A 20,550-nucleotide genomic window follows, 5' to 3' on the forward strand; every position below is an offset into this window, starting at 1 on the left:
TTATTGTACACTTTCTATATTCTTCTTGTCAATTTGAAATAAGTCTGCCGTAAAGTTGATGTCCTCCAGCTGTCTCTGTCTTGTCTCAACACCAAGGGTCAATACCACCAGTGAAACCACGATAAGCACCCCGGCAAACATCATGAATACGTTGCCAATGCCCAGCTGATTTGCCAGCATAATACCAACCAGAGCAGGGGCAATCATGCCACCGATACGGCCAAAGCCGGCGGCCCAGCCGCTGCCCAGGGCACGCATGGAGGTTGGATACAGCTCCGGAGTATAGGTATAAATAACACCCCAGGCACCAAGATTAAAGAAGGACATGGTGGCACCCCATACCAGCAGGGTGTCAGGAGAGGTGGCATTGCCAAAGAAATAGCTGGCTACACCACTCATAAGCAGGAAGATGGAAAGGGTGTACTTGCGCCCAATTACATCCACCAGCCATGCCGCACAGTAATAACCCGGCAGCTGGGCAATGGTCATAATAAGCACATACTCAAAGGTCTTTACCACCGCAAAGCCCTGCTGGAATACGATGGATGGCAGCCACATGAAGATACCATAGTAGCTGTACACAATACCGAACCAGGCCAGCCACAGCATAATGGTACGCTTCACATAGCTGGTGCCGAACAGTCCCAGAAGGCCAGGAGTCTTTTCGGTACTGCTGCCCATTTCTGCAGCTGTCAGCTCCGCATCAAATGGCTTGCTTTCCACATGGAGCTTTTTCTCCAGATCCAGAATAATCTTCTTGGCCTCATCAATCTTATTCTTGGAAATAAGATAACGGACGGACTCCGGCATGTGGAGTCTGATAAGGAACACATACAGGGCAGGGAGAGTACCAATGACAAAGGCAATCTTCCAACCAAACTGTGGAATAATCAAATAGGAAATGCAGGCAGCTACCAGCCAGCCGATGCCCCAGAAGCTCTCCAGCAGTACGATAAACCGTCCCCGCAGCTTGGTTGGTGCATACTCAGACATGAGGGTTGCAGCCACCGGCAGCTCACCGCCCAGGCCGAAGCCCACCAAAAATCTGAAGAACAGCAGGGACTCGTAGCTCCATGCCAGGGCGCACATCCCCGTGGCCAGGGCATACATCAATACTGTAATGGTAAATACCTGCTTGCGGCCAATACGGTCAGCCAGAGTTCCGGAAATAACAGCACCCAGGGCCATACCAATGAGACCGATACTTCCGATCCAGCCCATCTGCTCAGGGGCAAGGCCCCACTCCTTGGCCAAAACCGGCAGAACAAAGGCAATAAGGCCGGTGTCCATACTATCAAAGAGCCACCCCAGGCCGGTTACCAACAATAACTTATAGTGAAAGGAGCCCACAGGCATCCTTTCCAGTCTGTCTAAAATCATACATTACATCTCCTCATACAGGTGTCATGACAGTTATAAATACACTGACATAAAATTTACACCTATATAACCAAAAATGCAAGAGAAATAATTATATTTTACCAAAATTTCACAAAAATAATAAAAATCCCCTGACTCACATCAGGGGATTAAATACAAAATTTATTTTTTGGCTTTTCTGACATAGACTCTGGCATAGTCCACATCCTTCAGCAGCTGCCATTCCTCTGTCTTAAAATCCTTCTCAAAGACATTGTACTTCTTCTCATGAAGAATCAAGTACACATCCTTGTCCTCAGGAATTTCTTCCAGGGCCATGAAAGGCATTACATTCTTGGCGTTCCAGCTCTTGCCGTCCGGCAGCTGTCCCGGAATATCCGCGGCATGACTCAAGTTATATGCTATCTTGTCTCCGTAGAACACAGCCGAGGTTTTATAGTCGCCATAGAGTGTCAGCACATCATCATCCTTGATCTGGTCCTTATATACGGCCGCTACCTCCTTGTAGGAATAGCCCTTGGTATTACATACGGGAGCTGCCACCGCAAAGGTCAGCACCGCATATACCACCAGCATAACAGCTACAGTACGCTTCACCAGTGTTTCCCTGTCATAAAGATAGCAGGCCATAAGAATGGCAATTGGCAGTAAGCCCGGCAAGGTATAGGTGGTATACTTGGTGGCCATGCACTGATAGAAAATATTTACTACCAGAGCCCAGGTCAGCAGAAAGCCCGCCGGCATATCCAGCTGAGGAAGCTGCTGGCGTCTGAAGTATTTCACAATAACCGCCGGCAGAGTCCAGCACCAAGGCAGACAGCCCGCAAAGAAAATCATGATGTAATACCACCATACATTCCACTGCTCATGCTCAGACTGGGTGGCCCGCAGGAAATTGTGAACCCCCAGGAAGTTATTGATAAAATCCATGCCATGAATGACATACATGGCATAATACCAGCTGCCGGCTGTAAGAATGTACAACAGCAGACCGGAAATCCACTTTATCCGCAATATTTCCCGGAAATCTCTCCTGATACAGAGATAAACAATAATTATAAAACCAGGAAGCAATAAACCGATAGGCCCCTTGTCCAGAGTAGCCAGACCGGCCAGAATATAGCATAAATAATACCAGTTTCTCTTTCCCGTGCTGTAGCCCATATAAAAGGCCATCAATACACCGTTGAAAAAGACAAACAAGGTCAAATCAGTAATGATGGTCTTGGACAAAAGCCAATATTCAAAGCAGGTTCCCAAAATACCGGCAGCAATCAGACCAGTTTTTCTGTCATAGATGGTTTTGGCAAACAAATAAGTCAGCATAAGTCCCAGGGCACCAAACAGGCTTGGGGAAAATCTGGCCGCAAACTCATTTACCCCAAATATCTTATAGGCAGCAATCAGCTCCCAATAGAAGAAAGCCGGCTTATCATACCAGTAGTTGCCATAAATCCGTGGAGATATATAATCCCCGGAACGCAGCATTTCCAATGCAGTAAGTGTGTAATTGGACTCCACCGGGTCAGTTACCGCAATGGCCCAGTTCCCCAACAAATATAACACCAGGCCTACAATTCCAATAATAGACAGGTCCAGTTTTGTATTATCCATTAAGTACTCCTTTTATATAAATCAGACATCCACACGGCGAATGTCAGCACCCAGTCCAATGAGCTTGGACACCAGATTATCGTAGCCACGGTCAATATGATGGATATAGCCAACAGCCGTCTCACCCTCAGCCACCAGGCCGGCCAATACCATTGCAGCACCAGCCCGAAGGTCCGTTGCCTTAACCTGACAGCCCGTAAGGGAGGATACCCCCTCCACTGTGGAGGTTCTGCCATCCACCTTGATATTGGCACCCATGAGCTTCAGCTCTTCAACATGCATGAAACGGTTTTCAAATACAGTCTCAGTAACCATGCCGGTGCCTTCAGAAACTGTCAGCATAGCCATAAACTGGGCCTGCATATCCGTAGGAAAGCCCGGATATGGCATGGTCTTGATATCCACTGCCTTGGTCACCTGATCGCAGGTCACCCGAATGCCGTCAATATGTTCCTCGATGGTTACGCCAGCCTCCTTCAGCTTGGCAATAACAGGCTTTAAATGCTCGGAAATAGCATTTTCAATAAACACATCACCCCTGGTCATGGCCGCAGCCACCATATAGGTGCCTGCCTCAATGCGGTCAGGAATAATAGTGTAATTCTTGCCGGTGAGCTTTTTCACACCATCAATTTTAATGACATTGGTGCCGGCACCGCGGATTTTGGCACCCATTACGTTGAGATAATTTGCCAAATCAATGATTTCAGGCTCCTGGGCAGGATTCTCAATAATGGTCTGTCCCTCTGCCATTGAAGCCGCCATAATAATATTTTCAGTAGCACCAACACTAGGGAAATCAAGATAAATACGGGCACCCTTCAGGCCATTTGGCGCCTGGGCCTCAATGAAGCCATGACCAATATTGATCTCTGCACCAAGAGCCTCAAAGCCCTTCAGATGAAGGTCGATTGGACGGGTACCGATGGCACAGCCACCCGGCATGGAGATTTTCGCCTTGCCGCAGCGGGCCAGCAACGGACCAATTATAAGGAAAGAAGCACGCATTTTCCGTACCAGATCATACGGTGCTTCACAGCTTGTAATCTCGGAGCTGTCCACCATAAGGGTATTCTTATCCGCATCAAACTCAGCCTTAACCCCCAGCTGCTTTAAAACCTCAGCAAGGGTATGAACATCGTCAAGAGCCGGAACCTCCTCCAAGCGGCTTGGGGAATCCTGGCCCAGCAGGGTCGCAGCAATAATAGGCAGTACCGCATTCTTGGCACCGCTGATTTTCACCCGTCCCTTAAGACGCTTGCCACCATTTATAATCAATTTTTCCATTTATGTAAATCCTCCTAAAATAGGCATAGTTCTTGAACATAGCACACTTAATCATAACACGGATATAAGGCGCATGCAAGTAGGAAAAATACCCTTTTCCCTTATAAAACACGGGCTGGGAAAAATAAAAAACGGGACCGCCTAAGCAGTCCCATTTCATACTTTATTTATTTACGCTTTCGTAGATTTTCATAACATCCTGTTTGTCCATCGGGTGGAAAACACCGGCCTTTTTGGTACCATCGGAGGTACAGATATTGGCAAGCTTTTCGATTTCATCAGCATCCTTCACACCGATTCCCAGCTTGGTAAAGCTGGTTGGCAGACCAATCTGCTCAAAGAATTCCATGGTCAGTCGGATACCGGCTCGGGACCGTTCATACACGGTTCCGGCATTAACGCCCCAAACCCGTTCTGCGTACTGGGCAAAGCGCTCCGGATTATCCTCATAGACGTATTTGGCCCATGCCGGCCACATTACCGTCAGGGAGGCACCGTGGGTTACATTATACAGACCGCTTAACACATGACCCAGCTTGTGGGCAGAAAACTCCTTTTCTCTTCCAAGACCCGTAAAGCCGTTATGGGAAACGCTGCCGCACCACATTATTTCACTCATGGCCTCATAATTCTTGCGATGGGCCACGGCAATACGGCCCTGCTGAATAACATTCTTCATGAGGGCCTCGGCAACCAGATCAGTGAAAAGATTGCCCTCCGTATGGGTTATGTATCTCTCCAGGGTATGCATAAGAATATCCGCCACGCCGCAGGCAATCTGGAATGGTGGCAGGGTAAAGGTAAGCTCAGGATTCATAATGGCAAAATCCGGGCGAATGATGTCACTGTGGGCACCGCCCTTTTTGCCGGTACCATCAATGGTAAGCACTGCCGAATCACTGGTTTCGCTGCCAGCTGCCGATATGGTCAGCACTACACCAATAGGCGCACTGCTTTCTATACTGCGGCCCTTTTCCCAATATTCCGCAATATCCACATCAGGATTTGCCACGCCAACAGCCACGGCCTTGGCGGTATCAATGACGCTGCCACCGCCCACTGCCAGAATCATATCTGCATCAAAGTCGATGGCTTCAGCAGTTGCCTCTTTGGCAAAGGACAGAATCGGATTTGGTTGAACACCCCCCATGGCCTCAAATTCGATATCTGCCTCATTAAGATTATCCTCAATCCTCTTCAGGAGACCGCTTTTTTCGATACTGCCGCCCCCATAAAGCAAAAATACCTTTGTGCCACCGTACTGCTTGATTTTGTCTGCCAGCTTGTCCTCAGCCCCCTTACCGAAGACAATTTCCGTTGGACAATAAAACTCAAAATTCTGCATAAAATCCCCCCTCATATAAAAAACTGCCGACCGGCACAGACAATGCACCAGCCGGCAGAAAAATATCAGCCGATATTAAAATTACAGAGTACCGAAAATTCTATCGCCGGCATCACCAAGGCCTGGAACGATATAACCCTTTTCGTTGAGGCGCTCATCAATAGCCGCAACGTATACAGGAACATCCGGATGCTCCTCATTGATAACCTTGATACCCTCAGGAGCTGCTACCAGACACATGAGAATCATGTGCTTTGCCCCCTTATTCTTCAACTGGGTAAGAGCTGCTGCGGAAGAACCGCCGGTAGCCAGCATAGGATCTACAACAATAAGAGTACGCTCAGCCACATCACCTGGCAGCTTGCAGTAGTACTCTACAGGCTTCAGGGTTGCCGGATCGCGGTACATACCAATGTGACCAACACGGGCAGATGGAATCATATTTACAACACCATTTAACAGGCCCAAGCCAGCACGCAGAATTGGCACAACGCCTACCTTCTTGCCGGCCAGAACCTTGGCCTTGCACTTGGCCACCGGAGTTTCAATTTCAATCTCCTCCAGTGGGAAATCCCGGGTTACCTCATAGGTCATAAGCATAGCAATCTCTTCCAGCAGCTGGCGGAAATCCTTGGATGGGGTTTCCTTCTTGCGCATAATGGTAAGCTTGTGCTGGATTAATGGATGATCTACTACTGTTGCTTTAATATCAGACATATTTCTCCTCCTAGAGACTAAGTTTAATGTAATTATCAGAGTACATTAATTATAACATATTTCAATTAAAATTACTCATATAATGGATATTTCCTGCAAAGAGCCGCAACCCTGTCTCTGGCCTGGGCCTTTGCTGCCTCATCCTCAGGATTGTCCAGGGCCAGGGCAATGATATTGCCCACTTCCACCATATCCTCTTCCTTGAACCCACGGGTGGTAAGGGCCGGAGAACCAAGGCGGATACCGCTGGTTACGAACGGACTAAGCTTCTCAAATGGAATGGTATTCTTGTTGGCAGTGATGCCCACTTCATCGAGAACATTCTGGGCTATCTTGCCGGTGATGTTCTTATTGGTCAAATCTACCAGCATCAAGTGGTTGTCGGTGCCGCCGGATACAATTCTGAAGCCCTTTTCTGTAAGGGTCTTGGCCAGAGCACTGGCATTCCTGATAATCTGCTGGGCGTATTCCTTGAATTCCGGAGAAAGAGCCTCCTTAAAGGCCACAGCCTTTGCGGCAATAACGTGCATGAGAGGACCACCCTGAATTCCAGGGAAAATTGCCTTGTTGAACTTCTTGCCAAACTCCTCATCCTTGCAGAGAATCAGGCCGCCCCGTGGACCACGGAGAGTCTTGTGGGTGGTAGTGGTTACTACATCTGCATAAGGAATTGGAGATGGATGCAGGCCTGCTGCAACCAGACCGGCGATATGGGCAATATCCACCATGAGATAAGCCCCTACAGAATGAGCTATTTCAGCCAAACGTGGGAAATCAAGGACACGGGCATAGGCGGAAGCACCGGCCACAATCAGCTTAGGCTTGCACTCGTTGGCAATTTTCTGGATTTCGTCATAATCCAGCTGCTCTGTATCCTCGCTTACACCGTAAGGAACAATCTTGAAATACTTTCCGGACATATTAACAGGGCTGCCATGGGTAAGATGACCACCATCGGTCAGGCTCAGGCCCATTACAGTATCACCTGGCTCCAAAAGTGCAAAGAATACTGCCATGTTGGCCTGGGCACCGGAATGTGGCTGTACATTGGCATATTCAGCCCCAAACAGCTTCTTGGCCCGATCAATGGCCAGCTGCTCAATCACATCCACATGCTCACAGCCGCCATAATAACGCTTGCCAGGATAACCCTCTGCATATTTATTGGTAAGAACACTGCCCTGAGCTGCCATAACAGCTGCACTGACTATATTTTCAGAAGCGATAAGCTCCAGCTTATTGCGCTGGCGGCTTAATTCCGCATCAATAACCTCAGCAATCTCCGGGTCCACAACTTTCAAATCATCCATTAAGCTCATGACAGATTCCTCCTCAAAATATGGTAGGTATTATTTATTTTCCAACGCCATCATCTTGTTGATGCGGCGAATATGGCGCTCACCATGAGAGAACTCGGTAGTAACCCAAACCCGTACAATTTCCCCTGCCGGGCCATAGCCGGTCACCCGGCCACCCAGGGCCAGTACGTTGGCATCATTGTGCTCTCTGGACATGCGGGCAGAAAAAACATCGCCGCAAAGAGCCGCACGGATGCCCTTTATCTTATTGGCCGCCATGGAAATGCCAATGCCGGTACCGCACAATACGATACCGCGGTCAGCCTCACCGCTGACCACCTTGCCACATACCTTTTCTGCTATTTCAGGATAATCCACGGACTCAGCATTATAGGTGCCCACATCCTCTGTTTCAATATCCTTAAACTCGGCCAGAACCTTAAGGACCTCTGCCTTAAGCTCCACCGCACCATGGTCACAGCCAACTACGATTTTCATTATCTGAATTACTCCTTATCAAACTTTATTTTTCACACAACGCCATTGTATCATAGTTAAATGATAAAACATATTAATTTTTAGGCATCTGCACAGGCCATAATTTCTTTTTCACTGATGGCCCCGTGGCGGATAATCACCGGCTCATCCCCGGTGCAGTCCACAATGGTGGATTCAATGCCCAGATTACACGGGCCCCCATCCAAAATAAGCGGAATGAGCCCCTTCATATCGTCGTATACCATCTGTGCCGTGGTAGGACTTGGATGGGCAGATATATTGGCACTGGGCACTGCCAGAGGCACACCGGCCTCCTTAAGCACCGCCAAAGCCACCTCATTATCCGGAATTCTGATACCAACAGTATTCTTGCCACCGGTCACCCGCTTTGGAATGGTGCTTTTACGGGGCAATACAATGGTAATGGGGCCTGGACAGAACCTCTCAAACAGCTTCAATGCCATATCCGGCACCCGGGCCGCTATGTCCTGCACCATGTCCACATCCGCCACCTGCAAAGAAAAAGCCTTGTAATAAGGCCGCTCCTTGGCATCGTATAAGGCTTTTACTGCCACCTCGTCAAGACCGTTGGCCGCCAGGCCGTAAACAGTTTCTGTGGGAATTGCCACCAGCTGACCCTGACGCAGCATGGCTGCCGCCTCTTTAATGGCCTCCTGCTGCTCCGCCACATTATTTATAGAAATTATTTTTGTTTCCATAAAATCACTACCCTGTCAATTCCCGCCAAATCCTTGAGGACTTCACAACGGCCCCAGCCATGCTCCTCCCCCAGCTTCCTAAGGGAATCCGCCTGATTTATGCCAATTTCCAAGGCCAAAAAGCCGTCATCCTCTATCAGTTCACCAGCCTCAGCCACAAGGCGGCGGTAACAGTCCAGCCCGTCAACGCCGGCTGCCAGGGCAGACAAGGGCTCATAATCCTTAACATTGGAATCCAAGCCCGCCATATCCCCCTCCGGAATATACGGAGGATTGGATACTATAGCCGTAAATTTCCTGTCTTTTATTGGCTCCAGCAGATCCCCCTGGTAAAATTCGATGCGGTCAGACAGCCCCAGACACTCAGCATTTTCCCTGGCCACTTCAATGGCTCCGGGGGAAATATCCACGGTCACGGCCTTTAGCTCTGGCAGATAATTTAGCAAGGAAAGGCAAATAGCCCCGGTTCCGGTGCCAATATCTGCAATGGTTCCCAAATCATCCCGGCCGATTTTCAGGCGGGAAATCACGGCTTCCACCAAAATCTCCGTATCTGGGCGGGGAATCAGGGTAGCTTCCGTAACCTTGAAGTCCAGTCCCATAAAATCCTTGTGTCCCACAATATAGGCCACCGGCTTATGCTGTACCCGTTCCTTTATGAATACCTTAAATTGAGCCAGCTCCTCCTTCGTCAGAGGCTGGTCAAAATGAACGTAAAGATGGATACGCTCCTTCTGCAAAACATGGCAGAGCAGCACCTCACCATCTAATCTGGGGGTATCCAGCCCCGCCTTGGCAAAGTACTCCTCAGTCCATTTCAGCAATTTTCCTATTGTCCAAATTTCGTCCGCCATACGTTCCTCAAATATCTACAAAAAATTAATCTACCTGTTTCATGCGTTCCGCCTGGTCCGCTGTAATGAGTCCATTTAAAATCTCATCCAACTGGCCATCCATAACGGAATCCAGCTTATGGAGAGTCAGACCAATACGGTGGTCCGTCACCCGCCCCTGCGGGAAGTTATAGGTTCTTATGCGCTCACTTCGGTCTCCGGAGCCCACCTGACTCTTGCGGTCTGCGGCAATGGTATCCGCCTGCTCTTGCTGGGCCTGCTCCAATACCCGGGCCCTTAACACACGCATTGCCTTTTCCTTGTTTTTCAGCTGGGATTTTTCGTCCTGACACTGCACCACAATTCCCGTTGGCAGATGGGTGATACGGATAGCCGATTCAGTCTTGTTTACATACTGGCCGCCGGCACCGCCTGCACGATAGGTATCAATGCGCAGATCCTCGTTGCGGATGTCCACGTCCACCTCATCGGCCTCCGGCAGCACTGCCACCGTTACCGCCGAAGTATGAATACGGCCGCCGGACTCAGTAACTGGCACCCGCTGTACCCTATGGGTACCGCTCTCATATTTCAGCTTGCTGTAGGCACCATAGCCCTCAACAGCAAAGGATACCTCCTTAAAGCCGCCGATTTCCGTGGCATTGGCATCCATAATGTTAATCTTCCAGCCCTGGTTTTCGGCGTAGCGGGAATACATGCGGAACAAATCCCCCGCAAAGAGAGCTGCCTCTTCGCCGCCAACGCCGCCGCGGATTTCCACAATAACATTCTTGTCATCGTTAGGGTCCTTGGGCAACAGCATTATAGGCAGCTCCTGGTCCAACTCCTCCTTCCGCTTTCTGAAATCTGCCAGCTCGTCCTCCACCATGTGGCGGAACTCGTCATCATCAATGCCCTCACTGAGCATTTCCTTGTTGTCCTCAATGCCCTGGCAGACAGTCTTGTATTCACGGTAGGCCTCAATAATGGGCTGCAATGAAGAATGCTCCCGATTATATCGCTGCCACCTATTCATATCCTCCAGCACAGACGGATCGCTGATAAGGGATTCCAGCTCCAGAAACTTGTTCTCCACCGCCTGCAGTTTATCCATAATATTCATGTATATTTTCCTCTTTACCGCTTGTATATATAAAATGAACTATCAACGAAGAAACAAATGTCTTGAACAATAGGTTGAATAGCGTTACAAAACTTTTTGTTGCCATACTTCTGTATTAGTGGAAAAATCATTTGTCTGAGCGTAGCGAGTTATGATTTTTACACTATATAAATGCAAGAAAAAGTTTCAGCTATGAGACCGTGTGAAAGACATTGTTTCTATGCTTCCAGTATATAATTGCCGGTACCGGCCGGAATTTTATCCTCCGGCAGCACTGCCTTTACAGACTCAATGGCCACCTCTATCATGTCATCATCAGGCTCCCTGGTGGTCATATGCTGGAGCCACAGGCCCGGCTTAATGGCCCAGCCCAGCACGCAGTTATCGGAGTTGGCGGACAGCTTGATAATCTCATAGGAGATACCCGCCACCACCGGCAGCAGTACCACACGGCTGAGAATGCGCAGCCACAAATCCGGCCAGCCCAAAAAAGCAAAGACAAAAATACTTACCAGCATAACGATGAGCAAAAATGAGGTACCGCACCGCTTATGCAGTCTGGTATGCTTTCTCACGTTTTCAACAGTAAGGGCCTCTCCTGCCTCAAAGCAGGCAATGGTCTTATGCTCAGCCCCATGATACTGAAAAACCCGCTGGATGTCCTTCATCATGGAAATTCCCCCTATATAGCCAATAAAAATCAGCAGCCGCAGGGCCCCTTCCATCAAATTCAGAAAAACAGGATCATCGGTAATAAAGTGAAACAGCTTGGCCGCCCCAGTAGGAATGGCCACAAACAAAACCGCCGCCAGCACAAAGGCAAAAGCAATGGTTCCCGCCAGCTCCCTGTCCGTCAGCTGCTCATCCTCTTCCCCTGCCATCTGGGCAGAATAGGATAAGGAACGCAGGCCCAGTACCAGGGACTCCCCCAAGGAAACACAGCCCCTCAGCATTGGCTTTTTCAAAATCGGAAACCGCTCGCTGATGGAATTGATTGGCTTGACTTCCACTTCGATTTTTTTATCCGGTGTACGGACTGCCGTGGCAACCTTTTCCGGCCCACGCATCATGACACCCTCAATGACGGCCTGGCCGCCTACACTGATTTTTTTCTCGCTCATATTACTTTCCTCATAAATCTATATCATTTTCTGCCAATGGGCAGAAAGAACTTTTCAAAAATATTTCCACATATACAAATGAGCAGAGCATTTCTGCCCTGCTCATTGATAATTGAGTTATTACTTTGCGTAACGCTTGTTGAACTTCTCAATACGACCACCAGCTGCGATATCGCGCTGACGACCAGTGAAGAAAGGATGGCACTTGGAGCAAACATCAACTCTCAGCTCCTCCTTGGTGGAACCGGTAGTAAAGGTGTTGCCGCAACCGCAAATAACCTTTGCCTCATGGAATTCTGGATGAATACCTGCCTTCATTCTATACACCTCGCTTTTCCCCATAATTGGGAGAATTACAAGTCCTCTCTGCGAAGACTTGGTCCGACGTTGCTTCCCAAATAGGGGCAAAGCCGAAAAAATCAACTTTTTAGACGCACTGCGCCTAACTTGTGATATTATAACACACCGACTATACCCATGCAACATTTTCTGCAGAAAAAATTCTTGAAAAAAAACTGCTTTTCTACCATAATATGTAGTAGACTTTTTTGAAGCAATATTAAGTATTTGTATATAGAAAGGTACGAGGTAGACACTTTATGAACAGCAACGACCCTACAATTACCTGCAGCATCTGCAAGCGAAAGGTAGTGGCCAAAACCCAGTACGACGTGCCAATTTACGACCCACGTTCAGGCTTTTCTCTTTGTGCCAACTGCATAAAGGATATATATCACCTTATTGAGGACCACAAGGAGGAGGAAGAAGCCCAGCAGCACATTGAAACGGAAAAAGCCATCAACGAAGAGCTGAACCGTATCAGGCCTCATCTGGTAAAGGAGTATCTGGATCAGTTTATCATCAACCAGGATCAGGCCAAAAAGGTGCTTTCCGTGGCCATCTACAACCACTACAAGCGGATGAAATACGGCTTCCAGCATCCGGAGGACGACGGTGACGATATCGAAAAATCCAACGTAATTATCCTGGGGCCATCCGGCTGCGGTAAAACCGCCCTTCTCTCCCATCTGGCCCGCATGCTGGACATTCCATTTGCCGTAACTGATGCCTCCAGCCTTACTGAGGCCGGCTTCGTAGGTGCCGACGTGGAGGTAGCTGTCCGCAACCTTTATTACGCCGCCGACAAGGACATCAGCCGCTGTGAGCACGGCATTATTTATCTTGACGAATTTGATAAAATCGCCCGCAAATCCGGTGAAAACAACACCATCACCGCGGACCCGGGCCATGAAGGCGTTCAGCAGGCCCTGCTGAAAATGCTGGAAGGCAACGTGGTGGAATTCACTGCCCGTGGCCAGCGCAAGCATCCTGAGGCCCCAACCATCAAGGTGGATACCAAGAACATTCTCTTTATTGTAGGCGGTGCCTTTGTGGGTATCGACAAGATTATTGCCAAGCGCCTGAGAAAGAATGATGCCAATATGGGCTTCAACTCCAAGGTAGAGGGCAAGAACGACAAGCCAAAGTTTGATGAGCTGATTCACCAGACTACGCCGGAGGACCTGATGAAATTCGGCATTATTCCGGAAATAATTGGCCGACTGCCAATTATCTGTACCCTGGAAAATCTTGATGAGGATGCTCTGTTGCGGATCCTCACTGAGCCAAAGAATGCTCCTGTAAAGCAGTATCAGAAGCTCATGGAAATGGACAATGTACAGCTGGAATTTGATGAGGACGCCCTGCGGGCTGTAGCCAAGAAAGCCATTGAACGCAAGACCGGCGCCCGTTCCCTGAAGGGCATCATCGAAGACACCATGCTGGATGTAATGTTTGACATCCCCCGCTCCGATGACAACCGCAGGGTTACCATTACTGCAGACTGCATAAACAATGGTGCGGAGCCTACCATTGAAAAAATCTGATAATAAATAAAAGAAGCTCAGTCATGACCAAACATCGTGGTCAAAGACTGAACTTCTTTTTTATTGTTTAAAATATCAGCTTTCCGAATGACGGACCAGCTCACCCCGAAGGGCCTTTTCAATGCTTCTGTACAGCTCTTCCACATTAATAGGCTTCGTAAGATGGGCATTCATGCCATGCTCGAAGGATTGGCGTATGTCCTCATCCCGGGCATTGGCCGTCAGTGCCAAAATTGGCACCTTTTTACTGTCGGATTTTCCGGAGGTTCTTATTTTCTTGGTGGCAATCAGGCCATCCATGTACGGCATCCTTACGTCCATCAATATGAGGTCATAGGTACCCGGTGCATTGGACATGTACTGACTCAAGGCCTCCTGGCCATTTTCTGCCGTATCAACCACCATGCCCCTGGCCAGCAGCAGCTGCTTGCCAATCTCCAGATTTATCTCATTATCCTCAGCCAGCAGCACTCTCCGGCCACGGCAGATATCTTCCTCATCGTCCTTAGGCTTATATGTAGAGGTAGCCACATCCAGATCCACATTTATGCGGAAGGTGGTTCCCACACCCTTGGCACTGTCAAAGTCTATAATGCCACCCATTTTCTTGACGATATGGTTACAGATGGCCAGCCCCAACCCGGAACCGCCATAAATATTGCTGTTGCCTGTATACTCCTGGGAAAATGCCTCAAACACCTTCGGCTTAAATTCATCCTCTATTCCCACCCCTGTATCCTTTACGGAAAACTCCAGGGACTGGCGGCCATATTTCTCGGCAAGGCACTTAACACCAAGGGTGACACTGCCAAAGCGCTGGGTAAATTTAATGGCATTGTTAAGGACATTCTTAAGGACCTGACGCATTCTGTCAGCATCAAAGCGGAAGCACTTGGCCACATTAGGGTCCAGCTCCAGCTGGAAATTTATCTTCTTGGCATAGGCATCAGCCCTGGCCTTCTCTGCCACCGTATCTATAAACGGCTGGAAAAGAACTACGTCACTGTTGAGCTGAATACTGTTCTGCTCCACATGGGACAGGGCCAGCACATTTTCAATCATGTCCAGCAGTATCTTGGAAGAATCCTCTATCTTGTCAAGGCAATACTTAACATAGTCCTTCTGATCGGAGCGGTCCTTACCCAGCCCCGTCATACCCACAATGGTATTCAGTGGAGTCCGTATCTCCCGGCTCATCTGGAACAGCAGCTGTGACTTGGCCTTGCTGACAGTTTCCGCATGCTTCAAAGCCCCCCGCAGGGCATCCTGCATCTGACGGTTTTCAGTGGTAATCTCGGTAATATCCGTCTGAACCGCCACCAGAGTGCTCTTTTCCTTCCTGTCCAGATAGCGAAGGGTCAGCTTCTTGTACTGCAGTGGACTGCGAATATCACGGTACATCTTGAAGGTGCCGGTAAATTCACCAAACATGTTAACCGTCTCAACAATATTGGAAAGCTGCAGCATTCTGTGGCAAATGCTCCTGTCCTCCTCCGGCATATGCTCATCAATAAGCTCACCGATTTTCTCATCGTAATCAAAAACCAGCTCCCCATCGTCATCAAAAAAGGAACAATTATGTCTTACGATACGCATTTTGCCGGAATTAACATCAATGTAACCGATAAAATCCGCATTATCGTGGATGGCCCGTTCAACAACCAGGCTCTCCATATCAGCTCCGGCCATTCCACTATTAGTTTCTTTTTCCTTTACATTGTTTTCGCTCATATAAACATTCCCACCTATTTAAAATTGCTTTCACAAACAGTTTTAAAATATGATTATCCAATATCACGTATTGCCAGGCCTGACTCCTGCAAAAAAGCCGCCAGCCTGTTGACGCCACTCATTATATCCCTGTAATGCTCCGGGGTTAGGGACTGAGGACCATCCGAAAGGGCCTTGGCAGGATCCGGGTGCATCTCCATCATAAGCCCGTCCGCGCCGGCAGCCACTGCCGCAAAGGCCATCGGCTTCACCATGCGCCATTTACCGGTGCCATGACTTGGATCCACAATGATAGGCAAGTGTGACAAATGCTTGACTGCTGCTACCGCACTCAAATCCAGGGTGTTCCGGGTATATTCCTCATAGCTTCTTATACCACGTTCACACAGAATAACCTGCTCGTTGCCCTCGCTCATAATATACTCGGCTGCATTCAGCCACTCATCTATGGTGGCTGATATACCACGCTTCAGCAGAACAGGCTTCTCCTGCCGCCCCACTTCCTTCAGGAGGCGGAAATTCTGCATGTTCCTTGCTCCCACCTGCAGTACATCCACATACTCGGCAACCTTTTTTACGTTCTCAACCTCTGTAACCTCTGACACTATTCTAAGCCCGGTACGTTCCCTGGCCTCGGCCAGATATTTTAGCCCCAGCTCCTCCAAGCCCTGGAAGGAATATGGCGAGGTTCTTGGCTTGTAGGCACCGCCCCTTAAAAACTGGGCACCACCTGATTTTACAATGTCGGCAGCCGCCATTATCTGTTCCTTGGATTCTACGGCACAAGGACCGGCTATGGCTATCAGATTGCCATCACCGATTTTGATTCCATCCACATCAATGACAGTAGGCTGTGGATGATACTCACGGCTGACCAGCTTATAACTCTTGGAAATACTCACTGCTTTTTCTACACCTTCAAGTGACTCCACGTTAAGACAGCACATCTTTTCACGGTCACCTATAACACCTATTATTGTCTGGAACTCTCCCTCCATAATCTTGGCGGACAGCCCGTTGTATTCAATTGCCCTGATAACATCCTGAATGCTTTTTTCATCAGCACCGGAACGCATAATAATAACCATCAAATACCTCTCTTAGTTTACTATTATATCACTTACATACCCCATCCGTCCTGTTATCTGCATAAATAACAGGGAAACGGCCCGGATTTTTCAGCCATACACTCTTACGGCGGATGCCCTGCATGGCCGCATCCAGATTAACGAACCGCTTCGGAACATCCACATCAAAAAAGAAAATGTACTCTCCCAGACCTGTTCTGGCCGGACGGGACTCGATTCTGGTCATATTTACGTCTCTGGTGGCCATTTCCAGCAACACCTCGCAAAGTCGGCCTGCATCCTTGCCGTCAATCTGGCAGATAATAAGGGTCTTTTCCTCTGGCAGCTCTGCCCTGTAATCCTTGCGGGCCAGCTGATAAAACCGGGTGGAATTATTCTGCCGGTCCTCTATGTTGTGAGCCAAGGCCACCAGACCGTTCATCTCTCCGGCTCTCTCCGTACAGATAGCCGCCCAGCCACTGTCGGCCGGCATGTTGCCTACATGGGTGGCGGCAGCAGCACTGCTTACCACGGCCTCCTGCTCCGCTTCAGGATAGTGATTCATCAGATATTCCCGGCACTGGGCCAGAGGCTGGGCATGGGACAAAATTTTGGTTATTTTCGTATCAGTGCTTTTTGCCATGAGGTGATTGTGAACCCCCCAGATCAGCTCACGGATAACCTTCAGCCCGTCGCTGTTGGCCAGGGTATCAAGAGTGATATTTATGGAGCCCTCAATGGAATTTTCCACGGGCACCAGACAGGTATCCACTGCCCCTGTCTCCACTGCATGAATAGCCGTATAAATATTGTTCAACGGTACCAGCTCACACCGTTCCGGAAGCTGTTCATTCAGATATAATGCCGCCGCCTCACTGTGAGTGCCAACGGGACCCAAATAACCTAATTTTTCCACTTACAAACCACCCATCTATACAATAAAAACATAATAAAATTATTGTAACATTTTAGAATTATTATATAATTATTGCCAATTTTACGCAATAATGTTACATCTTTACGTACAATATATTGACATATGTTTTTCACATTGCTATATTTTGATATAACTTTTCTGATATAGTATCCATTAAAATTGTTTATATTGTCAAAAATGTTTGATAAATTTATTAAATATTATAAAAATTCTGTTATAATCTAGTTAAGAGTCCGTCATTGGATTATTCTGATGGATTGCCAAGTGTATTATTTGAGTAATTGGAGGGGAGAAAATGAATTCCGAAATTACTATCAAGCTGCCACGGTGTAAGGGGTGCGGTATCTGTGTGGCTTTTTGCCCTAAACAGGTTCTTGCCGTGGACGAGCTGGGAAAGGTAATGGTAGTAAATGCCGATGCCTGTATCGCCTGTGGTCAGTGCGAACTTCGTTGCCCAGATTATGCAATTTTTGTAGATAAGAAGGTGAAGGCATGAGTAAAGCGAGATTAATGCAAGGTAATGAAGCCTGCGTAGAAGGCGCGTTAGCGGCAGGCGTACGCTTCTTTGGCGGTTATCCAATTACACCTTCTACAGAGGTTGCAGAAGGTATGGCCAAGCTGCTGCCAACTGTTGGCGGTAAGTTTGTACAGATGGAGGATGAAATTGCCAGCATGGGTGTTGTATTGGGAGCATCCCTGGCCGGCAAAAAGGCAGTTACTGCTTCCTCCGGTCCTGGTATTTCCTTGAAGCAGGAGCTTATCGGTTATGCTGCTGCCGCTGAAATTCCGGTTGTAATTGTAAATGTTCAGCGTGTGGGTCCGTCCACCGGTCAGCCTACAGCCCCTTCCCAGGGTGATGTTATGCAGGCCCGCTGGGGTACCCATGGTGATCATCCAATGATTGCCCTGTCTCCTTGGAGTGTCCGTGAGGCCTTCGATACTGCCGTTATGGCCGTAAATTATTCCGAACGCTTCCGTACTCCTGTTATTCTCCTGATGGATGAAATCGTCGGTCACTTACGGGAAAAGGTGGAGCTTCCTGAAGCATCGGCCATCGAAATCTATCCACGCCGCAAGCCATCCTGTAGCCGTGCAGAGGGCTACGAGCCATTTACTCCTGACAAGGATCTGGTGCCTAATACCGCCAACTTCGGTGAAGGCTACCATATTCATGTAACTGGCCTTATCCATGATGACACCGGCTTCCCTATTGGCAGCCCTAAGATTACCCGTGAGGTTACCAAGCGCCTCCACGAGAAAATTGATATTGCACGGGATGAAATCACCCATGTAGAGGAATACTTCATGGATGATGCCGAATATGCCGTTGTTGCCTTTGGCGGTACTGCCCGTACTGCTTATGAGGCTGTTGCCAATGCCCGCAAGAAGGGTATCAAGATTGGCCTTGTTCGTCCCATTACCATCTGGCCTTTCGCTGACAAAGCCATAAAGAAAATCGCCGAGAAGGTTAAGGGTATCCTGGTGGCTGAGCTGAATTATGGCCAGCTGGTAGGCGAGGTTGAACGTGTTGTGGCTGGCAAGTGCCCTGTAGAGCTCTGTGCTAAATATGACATGACTATATTTGAGCCGGCTGAAATTGAAGCTGGTATTGATGAGCTTGTAGCAGGAGGTAAGGCATAATGGAAAGATCTTTTGAAAAATATTTTCGTCAGAATCGCCTGCCACACCTCTGGTGTCCAGGCTGTGGTAACGGCATTGTTATGAAGGCTATTGTTCAGGCCATTGAAAAGAAGGGTCTGGACCAGGATAAAACCGTAATCGTATCCGGTATCGGCTGCTCCTCCCGAGCTTCCGGCTATATGGATTTTGATACTCTCCATACAGCACATGGCCGTGCTATTCCGTTTGCCACCGGTATCAAGCTGGCAAATCCTGAGCTGAATGTTATTGTTATCACCGGTGATGGTGACTGCACCGCCATCGGTGGCAATCACTTCATTCACGGCTGCCGCCGCAATGTGGATCTGACAGTTGTACTCTTCAACAACAGCATCTATGGCATGACCGGTGGTCAGGCTTCTCCTATGACACCTACCCACAAGAAGGCTACTACCGCCCCTTATGGTGCCATTGACCGCAACTTTGATGCCTGCCGTCTGGCTGAGGCAGCCGGTGCCACCTATGTAGCCCGCTCCACCGCCTTCCATGTTCAGCATCTTACTGATATGATCGCCGGCGGTCTGGACAACAAGGGCTTCTCCTTCGTGGAGGCTATCTGCCAGTGTCCTACTTCCTATGGACGCAAGAACAAGATGGCTGATCCGGCCAAGATGATGATGTGGATGCGTGACAATGCTGTTATGAAAGCAGCCTGGGACAAGCTTCCAGAGGATAAGAAGACTGAGGAAAAATTCCCTATCGGCCTCTTCTACAATGAAAGCGAAACAGATTATGCAACTGCATACAACGAGGTTATTCAGATTGCAGGAGGTGCTGATAAATGAGAAAGCAGCTTAGATTATCCGGGTCCGGTGGCCAGGGTGTAATTACCGCCGCCATTATTTTCGCCGAGGCAGCTGTTGCCGAGGGCAAGGAGGCTGTACAGTCCCAGTCCTACGGTCCAGAGGCCCGTGGCGGTGCTTCCAAGTCTGAGGTTATTATTGATGACCAGCCTATTTTCCATCCTCATGTAGAAGTGCCTGATCTGGTACTGGCCATGACCCAGAAGGCCGCAGACAAGTATTATGCCGACCTTAACCCTGAGGGTGTTCTTGTATTGGATACAGATCTGGTACCGGAACCACCTAAATTCAAGAATATTATTCGTATTCCTATTACCAAGCTGGCAGTGGAGGAAATCGGAAAATCCCTCTTTGCCAACATTGTTGCTTTAGGTGCACTGGTTCGCATAACCGGTCTGGTTGATTTTGAATCCATCAAAAAGGCCGTTGCCAACCGGGTACCACCACACACTGTAGAGCAGAACATGAAGGCTCTTCAGGTGGGCTGGGACGCTGTTCCTGAACAGTAATA

General features: G+C 48.7%; 20 protein-coding genes. 5 read left to right on the plus strand and 15 right to left on the minus strand.

The window, feature by feature from the left end; all coding sequences use genetic code 11:
- From D081_RS11255 to rpmE, 12 genes are all read right to left on the minus strand, one after another.
- The gene (locus D081_RS11255) at positions 1-1,380 is read right to left on the minus strand and encodes an MFS transporter (RefSeq protein ID WP_085024268.1); all 1,380 of its coding nucleotides are present in this window, start codon (positions 1,378-1,380) and stop codon (positions 1-3) included.
- A 162-nt stretch (positions 1,381-1,542) separates the two neighbouring features.
- Entirely contained in the window at positions 1,543-2,994 is a 1,452-nt protein-coding gene (locus tag D081_RS11260) for a glycosyltransferase family 39 protein (RefSeq protein WP_085024269.1), read from the minus strand.
- Positions 2,995-3,015: 21 nt separating this feature from the next.
- Positions 3,016-4,281, minus strand: a complete 1,266-nt coding sequence (gene murA / locus D081_RS11265; protein ID WP_085024270.1) for a UDP-N-acetylglucosamine 1-carboxyvinyltransferase — start codon at positions 4,279-4,281, stop codon at positions 3,016-3,018.
- Between the two features lie 163 nt (positions 4,282-4,444).
- Positions 4,445-5,626, minus strand: coding sequence for an iron-containing alcohol dehydrogenase (locus D081_RS11270; RefSeq protein WP_085024271.1), 1,182 nt, complete (start codon positions 5,624-5,626; stop codon positions 4,445-4,447).
- Positions 5,627-5,707: 81 nt separating this feature from the next.
- Positions 5,708-6,343 carry a uracil phosphoribosyltransferase gene (gene upp, locus D081_RS11275; protein ID WP_085024272.1) on the minus strand — a complete coding sequence of 212 codons (636 nt, stop codon included), beginning with the start codon at positions 6,341-6,343 and terminating at the stop codon, positions 5,708-5,710.
- A gap of 71 nt (positions 6,344-6,414) precedes the next feature.
- Positions 6,415-7,662 carry a serine hydroxymethyltransferase gene (gene glyA / locus D081_RS11280; protein ID WP_085024273.1) on the minus strand — a complete coding sequence of 416 codons (1,248 nt, stop codon included), beginning with the start codon at positions 7,660-7,662 and terminating at the stop codon, positions 6,415-6,417.
- A 30-nt stretch (positions 7,663-7,692) separates the two neighbouring features.
- The gene (gene rpiB / locus D081_RS11285; protein ID WP_085024274.1) at positions 7,693-8,139 is read right to left on the minus strand and encodes a ribose 5-phosphate isomerase B; all 447 of its coding nucleotides are present in this window, start codon (positions 8,137-8,139) and stop codon (positions 7,693-7,695) included.
- An 80-nt stretch (positions 8,140-8,219) separates the two neighbouring features.
- Positions 8,220-8,858: an L-threonylcarbamoyladenylate synthase gene (locus D081_RS11290; protein WP_085024275.1), complete on the minus strand. Its 639-nt coding sequence runs from the start codon at positions 8,856-8,858 to the stop codon at positions 8,220-8,222.
- Positions 8,843-9,712, minus strand: a complete 870-nt coding sequence (gene prmC / locus D081_RS11295; protein WP_085024276.1) for a peptide chain release factor N(5)-glutamine methyltransferase — start codon at positions 9,710-9,712, stop codon at positions 8,843-8,845. Before prmC ends, D081_RS11290 begins: the two co-directional genes overlap by 16 nt.
- Before the next feature lie 25 nt (positions 9,713-9,737).
- On the minus strand, positions 9,738-10,808 hold the full coding sequence (prfA, locus tag D081_RS11300; protein WP_085024297.1) for a peptide chain release factor 1: 1,071 nt from the start codon (positions 10,806-10,808) through the stop codon (positions 9,738-9,740).
- 224 nt (positions 10,809-11,032) lie between these two features.
- The gene (locus D081_RS11305; protein ID WP_085024277.1) at positions 11,033-11,935 is read right to left on the minus strand and encodes a DUF1385 domain-containing protein; all 903 of its coding nucleotides are present in this window, start codon (positions 11,933-11,935) and stop codon (positions 11,033-11,035) included.
- Between the two features lie 120 nt (positions 11,936-12,055).
- The gene (rpmE, locus tag D081_RS11310) at positions 12,056-12,253 is read right to left on the minus strand and encodes a 50S ribosomal protein L31 (RefSeq protein WP_085024278.1); all 198 of its coding nucleotides are present in this window, start codon (positions 12,251-12,253) and stop codon (positions 12,056-12,058) included.
- A gap of 281 nt (positions 12,254-12,534) precedes the next feature.
- Here rpmE and clpX point away from each other — a divergent pair, with 281 nt between their 5' ends.
- A complete protein-coding gene (gene clpX / locus D081_RS11315; protein ID WP_085024279.1) occupies positions 12,535-13,821 on the plus strand; it encodes an ATP-dependent Clp protease ATP-binding subunit ClpX in 1,287 nt (428 codons plus the stop codon).
- A gap of 75 nt (positions 13,822-13,896) precedes the next feature.
- On the opposite strand, the gene D081_RS11320 is transcribed toward clpX, so the two are convergent.
- Genes D081_RS11320 through pheA form a run of 3 tightly spaced genes read right to left on the minus strand, consistent with a single transcriptional unit; the run spans position 13,897 to position 17,535 of the window.
- Positions 13,897-15,552, minus strand: coding sequence for an ATP-binding protein (locus D081_RS11320; RefSeq protein ID WP_085024280.1), 1,656 nt, complete (start codon positions 15,550-15,552; stop codon positions 13,897-13,899).
- A gap of 53 nt (positions 15,553-15,605) precedes the next feature.
- Positions 15,606-16,640: a 3-deoxy-7-phosphoheptulonate synthase gene (aroF, locus tag D081_RS11325; RefSeq protein WP_085024281.1), complete on the minus strand. Its 1,035-nt coding sequence runs from the start codon at positions 16,638-16,640 to the stop codon at positions 15,606-15,608.
- 28 nt (positions 16,641-16,668) lie between these two features.
- Complete coding sequence (gene pheA, locus D081_RS11330; RefSeq protein WP_085024282.1) at positions 16,669-17,535, minus strand: prephenate dehydratase; 867 nt, start codon at positions 17,533-17,535, stop codon at positions 16,669-16,671.
- Positions 17,536-17,851: 316 nt separating this feature from the next.
- On the opposite strand from pheA, the gene D081_RS11335 reads away from it, so the two are divergent.
- The 4 genes from D081_RS11335 to D081_RS11350 are packed head-to-tail and all read left to right on the plus strand — an operon-like array spanning position 17,852 to position 20,548.
- On the plus strand, positions 17,852-18,052 hold the full coding sequence (locus D081_RS11335; RefSeq protein ID WP_027397891.1) for a 4Fe-4S binding protein: 201 nt from the start codon (positions 17,852-17,854) through the stop codon (positions 18,050-18,052).
- Positions 18,049-19,197, plus strand: coding sequence for a 2-oxoacid:acceptor oxidoreductase subunit alpha (locus D081_RS11340; protein ID WP_085024283.1), 1,149 nt, complete (start codon positions 18,049-18,051; stop codon positions 19,195-19,197). The genes D081_RS11335 and D081_RS11340 overlap by 4 nt, the downstream gene beginning before the upstream one ends.
- Positions 19,197-20,021 (plus strand): 2-oxoacid:ferredoxin oxidoreductase subunit beta, encoded by an 825-nt coding sequence (locus D081_RS11345; protein ID WP_085024284.1) that lies wholly within the window; start codon positions 19,197-19,199, stop codon positions 20,019-20,021. The genes D081_RS11340 and D081_RS11345 overlap by 1 nt, the downstream gene beginning before the upstream one ends.
- The gene (locus tag D081_RS11350) at positions 20,018-20,548 is read left to right on the plus strand and encodes a 2-oxoacid:acceptor oxidoreductase family protein (RefSeq protein WP_085024285.1); all 531 of its coding nucleotides are present in this window, start codon (positions 20,018-20,020) and stop codon (positions 20,546-20,548) included. Before D081_RS11345 ends, D081_RS11350 begins: the two co-directional genes overlap by 4 nt.
- Positions 20,549-20,550 lie beyond the last annotated feature (2 nt).

The organism is Anaerovibrio sp. JC8 (genome assembly GCF_002100115.1).
Lineage (GTDB): Bacteria > Bacillota > Negativicutes > Selenomonadales > Selenomonadaceae > Anaerovibrio.